Below are 19,251 nucleotides of genomic sequence, written 5' to 3'. Positions count from 1 at the left end.
CATGAGCGGCGATCGCAGCAAGGCGGCGCGGCACCGGCCGACCATCCACGACGTGGCGGCTGCCGCCGGCGTGTCGCGCGGCACGGTGTCGCGGGCGCTGAACGGTGGGCGCAACGTCAGCCCCGCCGCGTTGGAGGCCGTGCTGAAGGCGGTCCGGACGACGGGGTACGTGGCCAACCCGGCGGCGCGCAGCCTCGTCACGCAGCGGGCGCACTCCGTGGCCTTCGTGCTCACCGAGCCGCAGCAGCGGCTGTTCGAGGACCCGAACTTCAGCATCCTGCTGCAGGGGTGCACGCAGGAACTGGCCGAGCTCGACGTGCCCGTGCTGCTGATGACCGCGAGCACGGAGGTGGAGCGCAAGCGGACGAGCCGGTTCATCGCCGCGGGTCATGTGGACGGTGTGCTGCTCGTGTCGTCGCACACCGGCAACCCGTTGATCGACGACCTGCACGACTCGGGGATTCCGGTCGTGGCGTGCGGCAAGCCGATCGGGTTCGAGAACCGGGTGGCCTACGCGGCGGCGGACGACCGTTCGGGCGCGCGGTTGATGGTCGAGCACCTGCGGTCGCGGGGGAGGCGGCGGATCGCCACCATCACCGGGCCGCCGGACACCCCCGGCGGGGTGGAGCGGCTGGCCGGGTACCGGGACGTGCTGGGCGCCGACGCGACGCCGGAGCTGATCGCGCACGGCGACTACAGCCGGGTGGGTGGCGAGGCGGCGATGGCTTCGCTGTTGGAACGGGCGCCGGACCTGGACGCGGTGTTCGTCGCGTCGGACCTCATGGCGGCGGGGGCGCTCAACGTGCTGCACGACTCCGGGCGGCGGGTGCCGGAGGACGTGGCCGTCGGCGGGTTCGACGACTCCAGCATCGCCACCTCCACGCGGCCCGCGCTGACGACGGTGCGGCAGCCGTTCCAGCGCATCACCCGCGAGATGGTCCGACTGCTGATGGAACAGATCCGAGGCGAACCACCGGCCGCCGCGATACTGCCGACGGAGCTGGTGGTGCGCGCCTCGACCTGACGGCTCGACGAGCCGCAGGTGTCTGCTGGGCCGGGATGAGCCCAGCAGACGGGTCGGTCAGTGGCCGAATTCGACTTCGAGCGCGCCGCGACGGGCGGTGACGTCGTGGGGGTCGTCGCCGTGGACCAGCAGTTGCAGGGTGCTCAGCCTGACGGGGTTGTCGGTGCGGGTGGTGTCGTGGCCCGAGGTGATGAGGACCCCTCCGGCGGCCAGGGTGGGGCGCAGGTGGGTCAGCAGGTCGGCCAGGGGCGCGGCGACGGTGAGCTTCACCGACTCGGCGTGGCCGTCCAGGGCGTCCGGGCGGACGGACTGGAGCGCCAGCAGCGGGATGGAGCCGCTGGTGATCCGGAAGTTCAGGTCGAGCATCACCAGCCGGCCGTCCCCGGTCTCGGCGCAGTCCAGGCTGCACAGGCCCCGGTAGCCGACGTCCGCCGCGCGCTGGGTGATCGCGACGCACTCCGCGAGCAGGTCCGCCGGCGGCGGGCTGACCAGGCCGAACAGTCCGCCGACGTACACGCCGGTGGCGTCGACGCGCTGCTCGGTGACGGCCAGCAGCCTGGCCACCGCGTCCGGCCCGACGTACAGCTGGATGCCCCAGTTGCGCACGATGTCCAGGTACTCCTCGACCACGAACTCGCCGAGGAGGTCGGTGAACGCCGGGAACTCCACCGGCTCGCCCGCCTGGTGCAGGTACACGTCCAGGCTGCCGCCGTGCGCGTCGTTGGTCGCCGCCTTCAGCACCCACGACTTCTCCGCCGGCGTCGCCTCGGCCAGCTCGTCCCGCGTGACGACGCTGCGCCGCGCGTGGAACCGGGGGTCGACGAACGTACTGATGCTGGCCTTGTTGTTCAGGAACCCGACCAGCCGACCGGTCTTCACCGTGCGCTCGTCCGGGCACAGCGCGGTCGGCAGCGGGTACTCCGCCGAGATCAGCAGGCCGTCCGCCACCGCCTCGGTGACGCGCGCCGCGAACCCGGCCTCGTCGCGGAACGCGCGCAGGTCGTCGCCGACCGGCAGGCCGCCGTCGCGCAGCACCGCCAGCAGCGTCGGGTCCGTGCCGCCCGCACTGCAGATCACCGGGGTGCCGCCGGCGACGGCGACCGGTCGGGCGGACAGCGCGTCGACGGTGGTGCGGTGCCGGCTCGCCGCGACGCCCGCGGCAGGCCGCGCGCACACGGCGACGCCGGGGCCGTACACGTCCGCGAGTGCGCGAGGCGCGCCGACGGCCGGTGGCAGCGGAGTGGAGATGCTGATGACGTGCTCCCGTGGGGGTGAGTCGGGACGGCCGCGACCGCCACACGGTGGTGTGGAGGGGCGCCGCAGGGACCGCGTGGTGCGGGTGGGACCGGAGAACGATCAAGTGCCGTCGAGAGGCGGCGTCCACTGCGTGCCCGGTCGGTGCTCGGGAGCCGGATTCGTGAACCGTGGGCGAAACTGCCCGATGCGGGCGGTATGGCCCCAGAGTGTCACGTCGCCGCCGCGTCACCCAAATGCCGGGCCGCCGAGGGGCCCCGGACCACCCGCCGGACCGGGTGTTCCGCGGGCGTGGACACGACCGGAGAAAAGCGCGCGGAGATTCGCGATGCGAGGTGAACTCGCGATTAGGTGAAATTATCCCAACTACATTGTTCGGATGGTTACTTGATACCGCTCTTTGCTCCTACAGTGTGTCGGTGAAGTTCGGAGTGCTTGGTCCGCTCACCGTGTTCGGATCGGATGGTGCGCACGTACAGATTCGCGGCCGACGTCTGCGGGCACTGCTCGCCGTCCTGTTGATGCACGCGGGAAAACCGGTTTCCGTCCACCACCTCGTCGACGCGGTGTGGGACGGCGATCCGCCCAAGTCCTATTTGTCCAACCTGCACACCTACGTGTCACGGCTGCGCGAGCGGCTGCCCGGTCTGCGGATCGACCACGTCGACGGCCAGTACCTGCTCCGGGTCGCACCGGGTGACCTCGACCTGCACGTCTTCCGCGCCAGGGTCGACGCCGGACGGCTCGCCTCCCGGCGCGGCGACCACGCCCAGGCGGCGGACCTCTACCGCAGCGCGTTGGCGCTGTGGCGCGACCGCCCGGTGGCCGACCTCGACATCGCCGCGCTCGAACCGGAGTTCTCGCACTGCGAGGCCACCAGGCTGATCGTCTTCGAGGACCGGTTCGAGGCCGAGCTCGCGGCTGGGCGGCACGTCGAGGTGGTCGGCGAGTTGGAGGCGGCGGTGGTCGACCACCCGACCCGGGAACGGTTGTGCCGCCAGCTCATGATCGCGCTGTGCGGCGGCGGCAGGCAGGCGGACGCGTTGGCCGCCTACCGGACCACCCGCGACGCGCTCGTCCAGGCGCTCGGGCTGGAGCCGAGCCCGGCGTTGCGACGGCTGCACCAGGAGATCCTGCGTGGTGACGTGCCCGAGCTGACGCCGGAACCGAAACCGGAACCGGTGGCGGTCGAGCCGGTGTTCCCGCTCTGCCAGCTGCCGCCGGACACCGCCGACTTCGCCGGCCGGGGCGCCGAGCTGGAGCAGGTGGTGGCGGCGCTGCGGGAGGACGCCGCGTCGGTGCCGGTCGTGGTGCTCACCGGTGAGCCCGGCGTCGGCAAGACCGCGTTGGCCATCCGGGTGGCGCACCGGCTGCGCGCGGAGTTCCCCGACGGCCAGCTGTTCGTGCACCTCGCGGGCACCTCGTCGAACCCGAAGCAGCCCCGGGACGTGCTGGGCGGGCTGCTGCGCGCGCTCTGCCCCGTCAGCGCCGTGATCCCCGAAGACCTGGAGGAACGGACGGCGGGCGTGCGCGCCTGCCTCGCCGACCGGCGGGTGCTGGTCGTGCTGGACGACGCCGCGTCCGCCGCCGGTGTGCGCGCCCTGCTGCCGGGAACCGCGGGCTGCGCGGTGCTGGTCACCGGCCGGAAGCGGCTGAACGGCCTGGCCGGCTCGACCTCGCTGGCGATCCCGCCGTTCACCGCGTCCGAGGGCCGGGCGTTGCTGGGCCGGATAGCGGGACAGGAGCGCATCGACCGGGAGCGAGACGCCGCTGACCAGGTGGTTTCGCTCTGCGGAGGCGTTCCGCTTGCGGTGCGGATCGCGGGGACCAGGCTCGCGGCGCGGCGACACCTGAGCGTGCGGGCGCTGGCCGGCCGGCTGGCCGACGAGGACGACCGGTTGGACGAGCTCGCCGTCGGCGGGCTCCAGGTGCGCGCCGCCGTCGCGCGCAGCTACGAGAGCCTGGGGCCGCTGGCCCGTGCCGGGCTTCGCCGACTGGCGCTGCTCGGCCCGGTCGACGTGGCGGAGGGCGTGGTCGCGGCCGTGCTCGACGTGGCGGACGCCGACGGGGTGATCGAGGAGCTGGTGCAGTCCAGCCTGCTGGCCGCGAGCGGCGTCGACGCGGGCTGCGAGCCGCTGTACCGGTTGCCCGAGCTGCTGCGCGTGTACGGCGTCGAGCGGGCGGACCGCGACGACCGGGACGCGGTCTGCGCCGCGCACCGCTGAGCCCACCGGGACCGGGTCAGGGCCCGGCGGAACGGTCCCGCCGGGCCCTGCGCGCGTGCTCGGATCAGGTGCCGACGCAGGACGCGGTGGCGTACGGGCCGGTCGCGGTGTTCGTCGACACGACCTCGCCGTCGACGGTGATCTTGCAGGTCACCGTGCCGCCGTTCTCGTCGGCCGTGGCGGTCAGGGTGCCGCCCTTGTACACGCCCTGGTTCTCGACCTGCTTGGTCCACGGCAGCGCCGGGGTGGTCTCGGTCTTCGGGTCGAGCACCTCGCCGTAGAGGATCTCCACGTTCGCCGCGTCACCGGAGACCTCGTAGTCGACCTTGGCGACCCGGCTGACCTCCTCCTTGATCTCGTTGACCGCCTGGTTGAACACGACCACCCACACGATGCAGACGGCGAGGCCGATCACGGACGCCACGATGCCCGCGATCGACAGGCCCTTGTTGGTGGCGATGCCCTTGCCGACCCGCGACAACCCGACCGCGGAGAAGATCAGACCCAGGATGACCAGCGGCCAGGCGACCACGCCGATGAACGGGATGGGCGAGAACACCAGACCCACCAGGCCGAGCACGAACCCGGCCGTGCCCAGGCCGTTCCTGGGCGGCTGGGCGGATTGCTGCGGAACAGGCGGGTAGGAGGTCTGCTGGGTCATGAGTCCTTCTCTTCCTGAATTGCGAAATGTGTGTGCCGGGCGGAATTGCGTCGAATCGTGCCGTTTCTCGAGAACGGCGGAAAATGACGCACCGGGCGGCGGCGACGCATAGCCTCGCACGCCCCACCACACGCGACGCACACAAACCGTGCACAGTTCAGAGCGGCCTCGGTGCGCTCACAGATCGTCCTCGTCGTCGTCTTCCTCGTCGTCGTCCAACGGCGCGAACAAGGGCTTGGACGAGTCGGACAGCAACTCCACGGTGAGGGGCTGCTCCAGCGATGCGGCCGGCGTGCCGGGGACCAGCGGCGGGGACGCGGTGTCCAGGTCGACGTTGAACGGCGCGCTCGACATCCGGCCGGTCAGCAGCGTGGTGGCGCGGTCCACGATCCCGGTGACGTCGCTGCGCGCGACGAGCCCGTTCTTGAGCATGACCTCCACCAGCTGCTTGGCCTCTTCGAGCTCCATCCGGTGCCGCTTCATGAGCATGTCGATCACGTCGGGCGCGCGCTCGGGCGAGTGGGACAGCATGATGCCGATCAGGTTGTTCGGGTCCTGCGCGACCGCGCCGCTGAAGAACTCCATCCGCTGCCGCTCCAGCTTGAGCCGGTACTCCTCCTCCAGCTGCTTCATCGCCAGCTCGTGGCCGCGGGAGAGCACGTCGATCTGCTGCTGGGCGGTCTGCTCGACCTCCGAGCGCAGCAGGCCTTCCGTCTTCACCACGTGCGCCCGCGCGTCCTCCGTGCGCCGGGTGATGTAGGCGATGGTGGCGGCGTCCAGGGTGAGCGCGGTGTCGCAGTCGAGGATGCTCACGCCCTGGGTGAGCTGCTGCTTCCGCCGGGGATCGGTGAACGCGAAGGAGGCGGCCCGCTCGGCGCCCGTGCAGTCGTCGATCGGGAACGTGACGCAGATGTCGCGCAGCACGCGCTGGACGTGCGGGAACAGGATCGGGCCGACGTCGACCAGGTTGGTCTTCACCGCCTCGACCGGGTCGGTGATCCGCCAGCGCGCGGTGACCTTGGCGGTGAAGTAGAACGCCTGCTCCCGGCTCGGCAGCTGGAGCTCGAAGTTGCGGGAGAACACCGACATGTCGACCAGGAACAGGTTCCGGTAGCCCATCACGCCGCCGAGCGGCACCTGCTGGGTGGCGTGGTGGTAGCGCCCGTTCGCGTCGAGGTAGACGGTCGCCTGGTCGGCCCTGGGCACCGGGCGGCGCCGGGACATCATCTCGCCAAACCTCACCGGGACGCAGGTGATCAGCGGCTCCGGTGCCGGGTTCGGGTTGTCGGTCACGGTCGGTTCTCCTCACGGTCGAGAACGGCGAGCAGTCGGGTGACGGCGTCGACGGGGCCGCGCCGGGCCCGCGCCCAGTCGGCCAGGTGGGACCGCACGGTCCCGGACGAGCCGATGGCGCCGACGACGTCGGCGAGCAGCGCGCCCAGCGGCTCCAGCTGCGTGTTGTCGCGCTGGGCCGTCTTGACCCAGCGCTGGACCACCTTGAACGCGTCGGGCATGAAGTACTGGGCCTCCAGCGCGCGGGCGATCAGCTGGACGACCGCCTCCCGCCGGGTGAGCCGGTGGGCGCCGACGGCGACCCGGCGTTCCGGGTCGTCCGCACGCCGGTCGAGGTCGGCCACCCACAGCAGGCCGGGCCACGGATCGGTGCTGCCGTCCTCGGACACCTGGAGGTACACGATCAGCTGGAGCACGCACATCAGGGCGGTGTCGCGCACGGTCGTCCTGGTCGCCCGCGTCCACAGCAGGAGCGCGCCGAGCACCAGGTCGAGCCGGTCGTCCTCCAGCGAGAGCGTGGTGACGGCGTCGGCCACCGAGATGATCATCCGCGGCTCGTCGGTGTCGGCGGCCCGCCGGAGCCGCTTGAGCACCTGCGCGGTGGTCATGATCGGCAACGTGGCCAGCGCGGCGACGGCGGCGGTCCGGCGGCCGGTCGCCGCCTTGCCCTTCAACCAGCGGTCGATCATGCGGGTGATCAGCGGTTGCAGGTCCGGTTCCATGGCGGGCAGCCGCAGGGCGCCGATCACGGCCTGCCGCTCCCAGTAGTCGTTCTCGTCGGCCCACGGCTCGATCACGTGCCGCCGCGCGTGGTCGAACTCCGCCAGGCTCAGCAGGCCGACCGCGACGCCCGCGCGGATGCGCACGTGCCGGTCCGGTGAACTGCCCAGGCCGCGCAGCCAGCGCCGGACCACGCCGTGCGCCTCGGGGTACTCGCGCCAGACGTGTTCGAGCACCTTGCGCGGCCGGTGCGGGTCGCGGAAGCGGACCACCTCGGCCGCCAGGCTGCCCAGTTCGCTGTCCTCGACGGTCGAGGTGATCTCGGCGTCCATCCGCTCGACCAGGTCCTGCGTGCGGATGGCGAACACCGCGCGGGTCCGCTCGTGCGGGTCCGGGATCTCGGCCGCCTGGATGAGCTTGGCGAGCGCCGTGCCCGCCTCCGCGACGGTGGCCAGCGGCATGCCGTCCAGCGACCCGAGCGCGATCGCGAAGGCGCGGTGCTCGTTGTCCGGCAGGCCCTCGAACCACTCGCGGAACGCCGACTCGGCGCTGAGCGCGTACTGGAGGCGGACGTCCTCGATGGTGCGGTCGCCGGAGACGACCGCGCACAGGCCGCGCCCGAGGTCCGCCAAATCGTGCGCCCGCAACGTGCGGCTGACCACCTCCTCGACCAGGTCGGCGAACTCGGGGAAGTCGGCGAGGTCCTGCGCCGGCAGCCCGGCGGCACGCAGCCCGGTCCGGAAGTGGCTCAGCACCAACGCCTGGTCGTCCGCACGTTGCGCGCCGTCCACGAGGTACGCGGCGAGTTCCCGCTCGCGCAGGGGCGTCTCGGCCGCGACGAGGACGACCATCCGCGACTTCGACTGCTCGAGCCTGAGCCGCCACAGGTCGAGCGAGAACTCGCTCAGCGCCGCCGCCTGGTCGAACTCCAGCGCCTCCAGCAGGTAGCCGCGGTCGCCGGAGAGGTCGATCGGGGTGGACGGCGAGCGCAGGTCCGTGTCCGGGCTGAGCTTGTCCACGCCGAGCGCGCACTCCACGCCCAGGAGGTTCAGCGCGGTGGCCGTGCGCCCCCACCCGGTGGGAGCGCGCAGCAGCACCAACCACTGGTCGCGCAGGCGACGGCGCAGCTCGTCGTAGTTGGCGGGCTTGACGAACGTCCCGATCACCCTGCTCAGGGACTCCGCCGGGATCGGTCCGGTCGGCAGCGACCCGTGCCGCGAGCCCGACGCCCGCGGCAGACCGGCGTCCACCAGGCCGATCGTGTTCGCCACGAAGACGTTGCCGATGCCGTTGCCGTGGCGCTCGCCGAGGAGGGCCGCGAGCGCGTTCTCCATCGCACGGGCGTCCTGGTGCAGCTTCCGGGCTTGCGTCGGATCGGACGCGCTGGCCTTCGCGTCCGGTTCGTCGCTGTCCTCGTCCGGCTGCTCGGCGGGTGGTGGTTTCGCCTCGGTGTCGGCGGCCGGTTCGTCCGCCGCGGGCTCCGGCTGCTCCTCCGGCTGCTCGTCGCTCACGACGTGCCCCCGAACCCGATGCGGGCGTCGACGTTCATCGTGTCGGCGTTGAAGACGTGGCCGTTGTTGTAGGCGTTGAACACCTTGCCGGTGGCGGAGCCGGTCGGCTTCGGCGCGTCGCCGGGCAGGGGTGGTTGGACGTAGCCCGGCACGCGCACCCACACCGTCCGGCCTTCGTCGACCAGCTTCCCGTAGGACTCGGGCCGGATGCCGCGGTAGCCGTGGCGCACCACGGCGTCGTGGACGGGGTCGGAGACCACCACGACGGACTGCGCCCGGCCGGCCGCCTTGAGCACCGACTTCACGCCCGCGCCGTTGACGATCCGGAACGCGGTGGTCATCGCGTCACCGACCCAGCCGTGCTCGTCGCGCGCCACGAGTCCGAAGTGGACACCCAGGCGCAGCCGCAGCCACGCTTCCGCCCGCACACCGGCGTTGTGGCGGGCGAGCCCTTCGCTCACCACGTCCGGCAGCGGGTCGAGCAGCGGCAGCACCTCCGAGTCCGCGACCGCCAGCACGCCGTCGCCGAGGTCGTCCAACCGGCGGCGCCCGGCGGGCAGGTCGGCGGCGTCCAGCGCGTCGTGCAGCACGCGGTAGAGCACCGCGCGCAGGTCCGCCTTCCCGGTGTCCGTCCGCTCGCTGGACTTCTCCATGTCCACGACCAGGATCGCGCGGCTCACGGGTTCGAGCGTCACGACGTCCTCCTTCTGCAAGTGATCACGGCAGCCGGCTGCGGGCGCAGACCGAGTCGAGCACCACCGCGATGCCGTGCGAGACGACGGCGTCGCGGACCATGCGGTAGCCGGCCCCGTACACGGGGTCCGGGTTCTCCAGCGCCACCCGCCGCATGGTGCGGGCGAACTCCGTGCCACGGCGCTTGAGCCAGGCGCCCGAGAACAGCTCGCACAACCCCTCTTCCAGCGGCTTCGCCAGGCCGCGCGCGCCACGCTGGGCGAGCCAGGCGTGCCCGATCTCGTGCGCGACCGTGGCGCCGAAGTGGGTCGAGGTGAGGCCGCGCGCGATCTCGATGCCGAGCACGGCGGTCACCGGGTTCCCGATGCGCTGGAGGGTGCGGCCGAGGCAGAGGCCCGGACCGCCGGCGTTGATCAGGTCCGGCTCCACCAGGGCCACCCGCACCCGCCGGTCGAGCCGGATGCCCAGCGCGGCCATCTCCGCCCGGACGGCCGGGATGTGCCGCCTCGCCTCCTCCTGGCTGTCCACGGCCTGGTGGGAGCAGGTCGGGCAGCGCGAGGTGGTGGCGGTGAACCTCGACCACCCCGGCTCACCGCCGTCCCTCGGCCGTCCGCACAGCGCGCAGTCCTCCCGGGCGTGGTGCCGCGCGCACGTCACCTCGCCGTGCATCGACACGACGTACCGGTCGACCGGCGGACGACCGCAGACGGTGCAGGTGCTCAGGGCCAACTCAGGTCACCGGCACCCATCGCCTGGTCTGCGGATCGCGCCGCCACCCGGAGGTGCCGGTCCGCTCCGCTTCCCGGGTGCCCTGCTCGGGAGCGACGACGCCGGTGAGCGTGACGTCGAAGTAGCGGCCCCACGTCTGCGCCGTCGTGCGGGCGCCGGGGTCGCGGCTCAACGCGTCGCGCAGCAGCCTCGGGCCGTCACCGGGCAGGACGGCGTCGACCCGGCTCGGATCGCGGGCGATCGACGCGAACGGGCCGGGGCTCAGGCAGCGGAGCACGAACAGGCCGAACTTGTAGAGGTCGCTCGACTGGCTGAGCACGCTCTCCGGCGGGTTCCAGTCGGGCGCGTTGAGCTGCCGCACCACCGCCGCGGCGCCCTTGATCCGGATCGCGTCGCAGTCGACCAGCATCACGCACGGCCGCGCGGCGAGCCGGAAGACGGCGTTCTTCGGGTTGAGGTCGCCGATCACCATCCCGTTGCGGTGCAACAGGTGCACCACGACGGCGAGGTCGCGGCAGACCAGCAGCCGCTCGGCGGTGGACGGCGCGGGCATCCCGAGCCGCACCGCCCGCTCCGGGGCGATGAACAGGTGTTGCAGCTCGCGCAGCGTGCGGGCCGGGACGCCGCTGGGCTTCACCCGGTCCTGGAAGTAGCCGTCCGGGATGAGCCGCATGAGCACGCCGCGCACCTCGCCGTCCTCCTGCACGGCGCGGACCGGCCACGCGGTCATCAGGTCCAGCCGCTCCCGGGTCCGCTCGTCCAGCCGCAGCCGGCGCGCCACCACCGCGTCGAGGCCGTGCGGTGGCGCGTGCCCGGCCTTGTACTGCTTGTAGACGAGCGGCCCCGGCACGTCGGCGAGCGTGACGTGCGGCGCGTGGTAGACCTTCGCCTGCCCGCCCGCGCCGAGCAGCGCGCCGAGCGGCCCGAGCGCGTCGAGGTCCACGACGTGTGCGCTCATGCCCTGGAGGTCGGCCAGAACGCGACGGCGGTGCGGTCGTCGTCGAAGCTCTTGCGCGCGAACCCGACGTGCGCCGCGAACTCCAGCCCCGACGCGGGCGGCCCGGACCAGACGTCGGCGAGGAACCGGCCGACCGCGCCGGTGCCGTGGCCGAGCGGGTCGCCGATGCCGTCGGTCATCAGCACCAGGGCCTCACCGGCGGCGACGGTCGTGCGGACCGGCTTCGGGTCGACCGCGGGCGGCAGCGGCAACGCGTGGACCGACGAGGAGTGCAGGTCCGCGCCGTCGTTCTTCACCGCGTCCTGCGGCTCCCACCGTCCGCCGTCGCGCAGCACCCAGGCCGAGGTGTCGCCGACCGAGAGCAGGTGCACCGCGTGCGCGCCGCCCACCGGGGTCAGGTCGACCACCGCGTACAGCACGGTCGTCGCGATGTGCCCGGCCACTTCGCGCACCGACATGGTCGACGCTGCGGCGTTGCCCATCGCGGTGAGCCGTTCGCGGCCCAGCCGTTCGATCCGGCCCGCCACCGCGCGGACCAGGTCCGGCCACGGGAAGTTGTCCGGTGCCAAGGGGTCCGGCCCCGACAAGGCCTTCGCGATCAGCTCCGCGCCCTTGCGCGCGGCGACGATCGCGGCCTTGTGCGACAGCTTGCCCGCGGACACGCCGTCGGCGACGCCGATCACCAGGTACCGGCCGTCCCGGGTGCGGCGGAAGCTGTACTCGTCCTGCCGCACGGTCCCGTACGCGCGGTGCGACAGGCCACGCACGCTCGCCGCCCGCACCTCGCCGATGGGCTTCTTCGCGTCGTCCATCAGCGCGACACCGTCCAGGACGGTGTCCCGCCGGTCCCAGCCCTCCGGGTCGGGGACCGGCACCACCCGCGACGCCGCCCGGCCCGGGTCGCCGACCTGGAACGGCTCGGAACGGCCACGCCACTCGGGTTCCGCGGCCGGGGCGGCGGCCGGCGTGGTGGGTTCTTCCGTCGACGTGTCCATCAGACGAAGTCGTCCGACGAGTGCGCCGAGATGCCGGCCGGCAGGTCCTGCTTGGCGGGCAGGATGAGCCCCGAGCTGCCCTGCGCCATGCTCTGACCGGACGCGAGCATGCTGGAGATCAGGATCTCGGCGATCATCGCGATCGCGTCGGCCGGGTTCTGCCCGTGGTCCATCAGGTACATCTGCATGGCCTTGGGCCCGGACGCCGGGTAGATCAGCGAGGCCATCGTCTTCGGGTTCGCCGCGTCGACACCGCACGGCACGACGTTCGGGTACGTCGGGAAGTTCTCGGTCAGGTCCCGGAACGCGTCGCGCCAGTCGGCGTCGCGGTCGGTCGGCTCGCCGTCGCTGATGAAGAACACCGCCGGCCGGTGCACCTGGAAGCCGTCCGCCTTGAGCTGCTTGACGTTGCTCTCGATCTCGTCGCGCAGCAGCCGGAACGCCGCCGCGTACGAGGTGGCGCCGCGGACGTTGAGCGGCGGCAGGGTGACGTGCTCGTCCAGCAGGTCGCACAGCGGCAGCCGGACCAGGGCGTCGGTGCCGAAGTCGATGACGCCGAACCGGACCTTGTCGGACAGGATCGGCGCGTCGGACAGCGCGTCGACGACCGCGGGCATGATCGCGTTCGCCTGCTCGAGCTTGTCGCCGGTCATCGACGCGGAGACGTCGATCACCAGGTAGAAGGGCAGCAGCTTGGCCTTTTCGCTCTCCATGGCGGAGCGTCTCCAATCAGGGTTGGTTCGTGGGCGACGGCACGCCGGGGACGTGGGTGCCGTTGGTGGTGGGCAGTGCCGTCCTGGGGATGGGCGTGGTGCGCTGGCTGTCGACCCTGGGCAGCGGCTTGGTGTGCTGGTCGTTCGTGCCGACGTGGTCGAGGTACCAGCGGTTGAGCTCTTCGTCGGTGCGCAGCTGCGCGACCGCCGCCCAGACGTCGATCGCCTTCTTGGCCATGCCGAGCTGCTTGTCCGCGACGAGCTGGGTGGTCGTCGCGTGGGCTTGCGTCTGCGCGTCCAGCTTGTGGCGCTCGATGGCGAGGTTCTGGTCGGCGCGGTCGACCGCGAGGTCGCGGTCGCGCTTGGCCCAGAGCTCGTCGTCGGAGTCGAGACCGTCGTCGGCGCGCTTCGCCAGCCGGTCGTACAGCGTCTCGGGCGCGAACCCGTTCAGCAGCTTGAGCAGCACCGGGAGCACTTCGATGGCCAGGAAGAGCAGGAACACGGCGAGGTGGGCCTGCCCGCCGCTCGGCCGGTCCTCGGTGATCCGGTCCAGCGCCTCCAGCCGGGCGAGCAGACCGGTGTCGGCGGCGGTCGCGTCGGTGCCCCGCCGTTCCAGGCCTTCCCGGTCACCGCGCAGCCGGTCGAGGTCGGCCTGGACCTCGGGCAGCCGCTTCTTCGCGTTCTCGGTGTCGGTCGCCGAGCCGTCCTCGATCCGCTTGGCCACCTTCGCGGTGACCTCGTCCAGCTTGGTCCGCGCCCGGTCCCGGGCGGCTTCGGCGTCGTCGGCGGCCTTCTTCTTCTGCTGGTAGGACTCGCCGTTGCCCGGCACCCCGGTCCCGCAGGTGCCGTCGAACTCGCACTGCGCCGACTGCCTCGCGTCCTGGTACGCCTTCTCCGCGACGTCGAGGGCGCTCTGCGCCGCCTTCACGTCGGGGTCGTCGGAGATCGTCGTCGTGGCCCGACCCGCCAGGACGGCGAGGAGACCGGCCTCTTCGGTCTCCAACTCCTTGATCTTGGCGTAGGCCTTGTCGTACTCGTCCTGGTTGCGCTTGACCGTCTCGGCCTGCATCGCGATCAGCTCGCTGTTGATCTCCGGCTCGAAGATCTTCAGCACCAGGGGCATCGAGATGATCGTGCCGATCACCAGCGCCAGCGCGAGTCGGGGGATCGCTGCCAGGAAGTTCAGCAGCCAGCCGTTGTCGCGCGTCATCGTGACGACGAGCATCCGGTCGAGGTTGAAGATGATCAGGCCCCAGGCGGCGCCGACCGCGGCGGCGGCGGCCGGCGGCAGCTCCAGCACCGAGTGCAGGGCGAAGAACGCCGACACGGCGGCCACGCCGGAGGTGGTGAGCAGCACCCCGCCGAGCGCGGCGTGCTTGTTGACGTCACCCGGCGCCTTCGCCAGGATCTCGGGCCTGGCCCCGGCCAGCCTGGCCAGCCACGTGGAAAAGCTCATCGGCCCGTCCCTTCACCCTCGTGTGACCCGAGGTCGACCTCGGGTGAGTCGGTCAACATCGCCCGCAGGTCGAGCGGGAACCCGACGGCGCGTGGCGCGGGCATGGGCGGCCACGGTGCGGGCCGTCCGCCGTCGGGGTGCGGGTCCGGCAGTTCCACCCGCACGTCGATCGCGGGCAGGGGGAGGAGCCGGAGGTCCGGTGGTGCGAAGGTGTGCGGCAGGTGCACGTCGGGCACCGGCACCGGCAGCGGGCTGGACTCGGGCAGGGGCGCCACCGTCACGGGGCCGACCTCGCGGACGTCGACGCCGAGGTCGTTGACGGCGCGGACCGTGATCCAGCCGGACTCGTCCAGCGTGATCGGCGTGCTGCCCTTCCCCGGTCGACCGTCCACCCGCACGGTCCGCGTGCCCGCGACGAGCTCGACCTCGCGCGCCTCCAGCGCCTCCCACTCGACCGTGACCGGCCGGCCGCCGAGGACGAACGCGCGGTCGACGTCCACCTCGCCGAGTCGTGGCGGCGCGACGGCCTCGCCGAGCAGCAGCCGGAAGTGGATCTCCCAGTCGCGGGCGGACGGGCGGTCCGACGGGTCGCCCAGCGCACGCCGGAGCAGCGCGAGCCCTTCGGCGTCGAGCGCCCCCGCCGCCGCGGCCGGGTCGGTGCCCACCGAGGAGTACGCGCCGGGCGTGAGGCAGCGCAGCACGAACAGGCCCAGCTTGTAGTGGTCGGTGGCGAGGGTGAGCTTGCCGCCTTCCGGCGGCACCCAGTCGGGCGCGTCGAGCTGCCTGACGTGGGCGACGACACCGGTCGGCCGCACCGCGTCGCAGTCGAGGAACAGCACCATCGGCCGGTCGTCGAGCCGGAACACCGCGTTCTTGGGGTTGATGTCCCCGAACACGATCTTCAGCTCGTCGTGCAGGAACGCCAGCGCGGCGGCGAAGTCGAGGCAGATCCGCAACCGCTCCTCGTCGGTCGGCGCGGGCCGGCCGACCTTCAGGGCGCGGGCCGGGTCGATGAACAGGTTCTGCACCTCGCGCAGCGACTTCTTCACGCCGGCGTTGCGGACGACCTGGTCGAAGTAGGGGTCGGGGATGCGGGGCATCACGATGCCGACGGCCTGCCCGTGCTCCTCCACGACCCGCACGGGCCAGGCGGTGACGGCGTCGAGCCGGGCGCGTTTCGCCGCGTCGAGGCCGGCGCGGGCCATCACGACCCGGCGCAGGCTCTGCGGCGAGTCGTGGCCGTTCCGGTAGCGCTTGTAGACCAGGGCGCCGGCCACGTCCGGGTACGTGAGACCGGGCAGGTCGAAGACGGTGGCCTCACCGCCTTTGCCGAGCTGGTCGCCGGGAGTGCCCAGTTCGTCGGGTGCGACGGTCATGGCGGTGCCGGACGAGGAAATCCCCACTAGTACCCCTCTTCAGCGGGTCACGACATTCGACGATGGTCGGCAGAACGGAGGCGGACGGACAATAGCGGGCGGTGTGCCGACCATTGCCGTCGCATCCGTTCGAGGGTGCGGAGTGAGCTTCTCGGGGGTCAATCGGGCGGTCGTTCGAGTCCGTTACCGCCGGTCGGGTCGACTTGCCCGGCACAACCGGAGCAGTCCGGCGGGGGATTGGTCGACGCTCGGTCACCAGATGGATTGACGATGAAACGGTCAAGCGGTGGCCGAATTGATCTTCAGGCGGCCTGACCTGCGCTGATGGTGTGAAAAGAATTCAGGTGTAACGATTCGACGCGCAATGACCACCCGTTCGGGTGTCGGGTGCGACTGCGTGGCGTGACAAATCGTGACGGCCTGGAATATTCGAAGTCCATCCGAATGGAGTCTTCATCGTGATTGTTCGGGGACCTCGTCCGGTGCGAACTCGATATGAGTGGGCATCGGTTGCCCGCAAAAGAGCGGAATGGTGGCGCCGGTCGACATTGTCGGGCTAGTCCGCCGCGAACACGTCCACTTGTGGCAGGTCGTGACCCATCCGGTCGCGTTTCGCGGTGAGGTAGCCGATGTTGTGCCGGTTCGGGAGCATCAGGTGCGGCACGCGGGCGGCGACCTCGATGCCGTTGTCCGCCAACGCCTTGACCTTGTCCGGGTTGTTGGACATCAACCGCACCGAGGTGACGCCCAGGTGCCGCAGGACGCGGGCGGCCGGTGAGTAGTCGCGGACGTCGACCGGGAGCCCCAGGGTCGTCGCGGAGTCGAGCGTGTCCAGGCCCTGCTCGTCCTGGAGCACGTGCGTGCGCACCTTGGCCACCAGGCCGATGCCGCGCCCCTCGTGTCCGCGCAGGTAGATCAGGATGCCGCTGCCCTCGGCGACGATCAGGTCCAGCGCGGCCTCCAGCTGGTCGCCGCACTCGCAGCGCATCGCGCCGAAGATGTCCCCGGTCATGCACTCCGAGTGCACGCGCACCAGCACGTCCTCGCGCAGCCCGGCGCGCCCGTGGACGAGGGCCATGTGCTCGTGCCCGTCCGCGCGGAACGCCACCGCGCGGAACGTGCCGCGACGGGTGACCAGATCGGACTCGGCGACGTCCTCGTCGGTGAAGGTTTCCTCGCGCATCCGGTTCCCCTCGTCACCGGCCGTGCGTTCACTACGCTCGACCGGAGTTGCACCGTAGCTCGCTCACTCGGCGGAGGTCACCCTGTTCAGCATCACCGTCCGCGATCACGTGATGATCGCCCACAGCTTCCGCGGTGACGTCTTCGGTCCGGCACAACGCCTGCACGGAGCAACGTTCGTGGTGGACGCCCGGTTCAAGCGGACCGAACTCGACGCGGACAACATCGTGGTCGACATCGGACTCGCGACCGAGCGGCTGCACGCCGTCCTCGGCGAGCTCAACTACCGGAACCTCGACGACGTGCCCGAGTTCGCCGGGATCAACACGTCGACGGAGTTCCTGGCCAAGCACGTCGCCGACCGGCTGGCGGACCTGGTGCACGAGGGCGCGCTCGGCGAGGGCGCCCGCGGGCTGGCCGCCGTCGAGGTGACGTTGCACGAGTCGCACGTGGCGTGGGCGAGCTACGAACGTCCACTGTGACGCTCCACTTCGTGCTGCCGGGCGGCGTGGACGACCCCACGTCGCCCAGCGGCGGCAACACCTACGACCGCCGGGTCGTCCAGGGGCTCCGCTCGCTGGGCGGGGTGGTGCGCGAGATCGCCGTTCCCGGCACCTGGCCGCAGCCCGACGACACCGCCCGCGCCGACCTCGTGAACGCGCTGGGCGGGATCGAAGACGGCGCGGTGGTGCTGCTGGACGGCCTGGTGGCGTGCGGCGTGCCCGACATCGTCGTGCCGCACGCCAACCGGCTGCGCCTGGTCGTCCTGGTGCACCTGCCGTTGGCCGACGAGACCGGCCTGCCTCCCGCCGTGGCCGCACGCCTGGACGCCGCCGAGCGCGAGTGCCTGCGGGCGGCGACCACCGTCGTCGCCACCAGCCCGAGCGCGGCACGACACCTGGCCGCCCGCCACGGCCTGCCCGAGGTCCACGCCGTCGCCCCCGGCACCAACCCCGCGCCACTCGCCACCGGAACGGACGGCGTCTCCCGGCTCCTCTGCGTCGCCTCGCTGACACCGCGCAAGGGGCACGACGTGCTGGTCGAAGCCCTGGCCGCGGTCACCGATCTGCCGTGGACCTGCGCGTTCGTCGGCCCCGGCCGGTCCACCGCGGTCCGCGACCTGATCGCCCGGCACGACCTGGCGGACCGGATCCACCTCACCGGCCCGCTGACCGGCGTTCCGCTCGACCACGCGTACGCCGAGGCGGACCTGTTCGTGCTGCCGTCCAGGGCCGAGACCTACGGCATGGTCGTCACGGAGGCCCTGGCCCGGGGCATCCCGGTGATGGCGAGCGCCGTGCCGGACGCCTTGGGTTCGGGCGGCCTCCTCCTCCCGCCGGGCGACGTGGCGGCGCTGGCCCGAGCCCTCCGCCGGTGGCTGACCGACGACCGGTGGCGTCGCGACCTCCGCGTCCTGGCCCAAACCCGCCGCACCGGACTGTCCACTTGGGACGACGCGGCGGCGGCGCTGGCGGCGGTGCTCGACGGCTGACGCTCGGTGCGGTTCCCGCTCAGGTGCGGCGGGCGGCGTCGGTCTGCTCACGCAAGATGTCGCCGTGACCGGAGTGGCGGGCGAACTCCTGGATCATGAGCAGGTAGATCCACCGCAGGCTGACGGCGCCGAAGACGGGGTGCTGCCGGGTCGCGTCGAGGTCGACGTCCGCGGCGATCGCCCGTGCGCGCTCACCGGCGCGCTCGAACTCGGCGATCACGTCGGCCACCGTCTCGTCGTCACCGACCAGGAAGCTGTCCTCGCCCACCATCGCACCGTCGCACTCGGACTCCGGCAGCCCGCCCAGGATGTGTTGGAACCACTTCCGCTCGGCGAACGCGGCGTGCTTGACCAGCCCGATCGGGGTTGTCATGGACGGGACGAGCCGGCGGCGCGCCTCCGCTTCGGACAGGCCGCGCACCGTGTCGACCAGCTCGGCCCGGCTGTGGTCGAGCAGGTAGTCGAGCAGCAGGCGCTCGGGGCCGTCGGTGATGAGGGTCGGGTCGTTCATGTCGTGGGTTCCCTTCGCAGGAAGTCGCGTCACGGCGTCGTTGTCGAGCTTCGAGGGGGGCGGCGATGGTGCCGGATGCAGCGAGCCCGAACCGGTCGGCGGCGATGAACTCGCTCGCGGACGGGTGGGGTGGAGTGGATCGTGACGAGCCGGCTTCTTCACGGACTACGCGTCCGGCCTGCCGCAGAAGGCCCTGTCAGACCCCACTCTACCTCGGGTGTGCCGCGCCGGTGCCGGCTAGTCTGCGGACGTCGGGTTGTTCGACGAAGTGGTGATTCACCGAAGCGATTCCCTCACCGGTTGGGCTAATTCACGCGTCCGTGGCGAGTGATGACGGACCGTGCTATTTTCGGCCGGCTTTCTTGCCTGGTCGGGTGATGACGTGCGAATGTCTGTTCGACTATTGTTCGGGTATGGATGTTTCGCCGGTGTTGTTGACCGAGGACGACGTGTTCGCC

17 protein-coding genes are annotated in these 19,251 nt (G+C 71.8%); 4 read left to right on the top strand and 13 right to left on the bottom strand.

What is annotated here, in order from left to right:
• Position 1: 1 nt before the first annotated feature.
• The gene (locus OQ02_RS30070; protein ID WP_033442014.1) at positions 2-1,024 is read left to right on the top strand and encodes a LacI family DNA-binding transcriptional regulator; all 1,023 of its coding nucleotides are present in this window, start codon (positions 2-4) and stop codon (positions 1,022-1,024) included.
• A 57-nt stretch (positions 1,025-1,081) separates the two neighbouring features.
• Here the strand turns inward: OQ02_RS30070 and OQ02_RS30065 are convergent, their stop codons facing one another.
• Positions 1,082-2,221, bottom strand: a complete 1,140-nt coding sequence (locus tag OQ02_RS30065) for a hypothetical protein (protein WP_033442013.1) — start codon at positions 2,219-2,221, stop codon at positions 1,082-1,084.
• 476 nt (positions 2,222-2,697) lie between these two features.
• Between OQ02_RS30065 and OQ02_RS30060 the strand changes: the two genes are divergently transcribed.
• Entirely contained in the window at positions 2,698-4,503 is a 1,806-nt protein-coding gene (locus tag OQ02_RS30060; protein ID WP_197043562.1) for an AfsR/SARP family transcriptional regulator, read from the top strand.
• Positions 4,504-4,567: 64 nt separating this feature from the next.
• Here the strand turns inward: OQ02_RS30060 and OQ02_RS30055 are convergent, their stop codons facing one another.
• The 11 genes from OQ02_RS30055 to OQ02_RS30005 form a co-directional block, all read right to left on the bottom strand.
• A complete protein-coding gene (locus OQ02_RS30055) occupies positions 4,568-5,164 on the bottom strand; it encodes an MmpS family transport accessory protein (RefSeq protein ID WP_051772958.1) in 597 nt (198 codons plus the stop codon).
• 177 nt (positions 5,165-5,341) lie between these two features.
• Positions 5,342-6,457, bottom strand: coding sequence for a hypothetical protein (locus OQ02_RS30050; RefSeq protein WP_033442012.1), 1,116 nt, complete (start codon positions 6,455-6,457; stop codon positions 5,342-5,344).
• Positions 6,454-8,688, bottom strand: a complete 2,235-nt coding sequence (locus tag OQ02_RS30045) for a hypothetical protein (RefSeq protein ID WP_033442011.1) — start codon at positions 8,686-8,688, stop codon at positions 6,454-6,456. The genes OQ02_RS30050 and OQ02_RS30045 overlap by 4 nt, the downstream gene beginning before the upstream one ends.
• A complete protein-coding gene (locus tag OQ02_RS30040) occupies positions 8,685-9,383 on the bottom strand; it encodes an adenylate/guanylate cyclase domain-containing protein (RefSeq protein ID WP_156077390.1) in 699 nt (232 codons plus the stop codon). Before OQ02_RS30040 ends, OQ02_RS30045 begins: the two co-directional genes overlap by 4 nt.
• 22 nt (positions 9,384-9,405) lie before the next feature.
• On the bottom strand, positions 9,406-10,110 hold the full coding sequence (locus OQ02_RS30035) for a protein DA1 (RefSeq protein WP_033442009.1): 705 nt from the start codon (positions 10,108-10,110) through the stop codon (positions 9,406-9,408).
• A gap of 1 nt (position 10,111) precedes the next feature.
• On the bottom strand, positions 10,112-11,068 hold the full coding sequence (locus OQ02_RS30030) for a hypothetical protein (RefSeq protein ID WP_033442008.1): 957 nt from the start codon (positions 11,066-11,068) through the stop codon (positions 10,112-10,114).
• Positions 11,065-12,063: a protein phosphatase 2C domain-containing protein gene (locus OQ02_RS30025; protein WP_033442007.1), complete on the bottom strand. Its 999-nt coding sequence runs from the start codon at positions 12,061-12,063 to the stop codon at positions 11,065-11,067. Before OQ02_RS30025 ends, OQ02_RS30030 begins: the two co-directional genes overlap by 4 nt.
• Positions 12,063-12,776: a vWA domain-containing protein gene (locus OQ02_RS30020; protein ID WP_033442006.1), complete on the bottom strand. Its 714-nt coding sequence runs from the start codon at positions 12,774-12,776 to the stop codon at positions 12,063-12,065. Before OQ02_RS30020 ends, OQ02_RS30025 begins: the two co-directional genes overlap by 1 nt.
• Positions 12,777-12,792: 16 nt before the next feature.
• Positions 12,793-14,232 (bottom strand): DUF4407 domain-containing protein, encoded by a 1,440-nt coding sequence (locus OQ02_RS30015; RefSeq protein ID WP_051772957.1) that lies wholly within the window; start codon positions 14,230-14,232, stop codon positions 12,793-12,795.
• Positions 14,229-15,635, bottom strand: coding sequence for a hypothetical protein (locus OQ02_RS30010; protein ID WP_033442005.1), 1,407 nt, complete (start codon positions 15,633-15,635; stop codon positions 14,229-14,231). The genes OQ02_RS30015 and OQ02_RS30010 overlap by 4 nt, the downstream gene beginning before the upstream one ends.
• 529 nt (positions 15,636-16,164) lie before the next feature.
• On the bottom strand, positions 16,165-16,791 hold the full coding sequence (locus OQ02_RS30005) for a GTP cyclohydrolase II (RefSeq protein WP_033442004.1): 627 nt from the start codon (positions 16,789-16,791) through the stop codon (positions 16,165-16,167).
• Positions 16,792-16,873: 82 nt separating this feature from the next.
• Between OQ02_RS30005 and OQ02_RS30000 the strand changes: the two genes are divergently transcribed.
• Both OQ02_RS30000 and OQ02_RS29995 read left to right on the top strand, forming a co-directional pair.
• On the top strand, positions 16,874-17,272 hold the full coding sequence (locus OQ02_RS30000; protein WP_033442003.1) for a 6-pyruvoyl trahydropterin synthase family protein: 399 nt from the start codon (positions 16,874-16,876) through the stop codon (positions 17,270-17,272).
• Positions 17,269-18,282, top strand: coding sequence for a glycosyltransferase family 4 protein (locus tag OQ02_RS29995; RefSeq protein WP_051772956.1), 1,014 nt, complete (start codon positions 17,269-17,271; stop codon positions 18,280-18,282). The genes OQ02_RS30000 and OQ02_RS29995 overlap by 4 nt, the downstream gene beginning before the upstream one ends.
• Before the next feature lie 19 nt (positions 18,283-18,301).
• Here OQ02_RS29995 and OQ02_RS29990 read toward each other — a convergent pair whose 3' ends face one another.
• Positions 18,302-18,793, bottom strand: a complete 492-nt coding sequence (locus tag OQ02_RS29990) for a DinB family protein (protein ID WP_033442001.1) — start codon at positions 18,791-18,793, stop codon at positions 18,302-18,304.
• Positions 18,794-19,251 lie beyond the last annotated feature (458 nt).

Source organism: Saccharothrix sp. NRRL B-16314, from assembly GCF_000716595.1.
Classification (GTDB): domain Bacteria; phylum Actinomycetota; class Actinomycetes; order Mycobacteriales; family Pseudonocardiaceae; genus Actinosynnema.
This window is presented reverse-complemented; position numbering and strand designations above follow the sequence as displayed.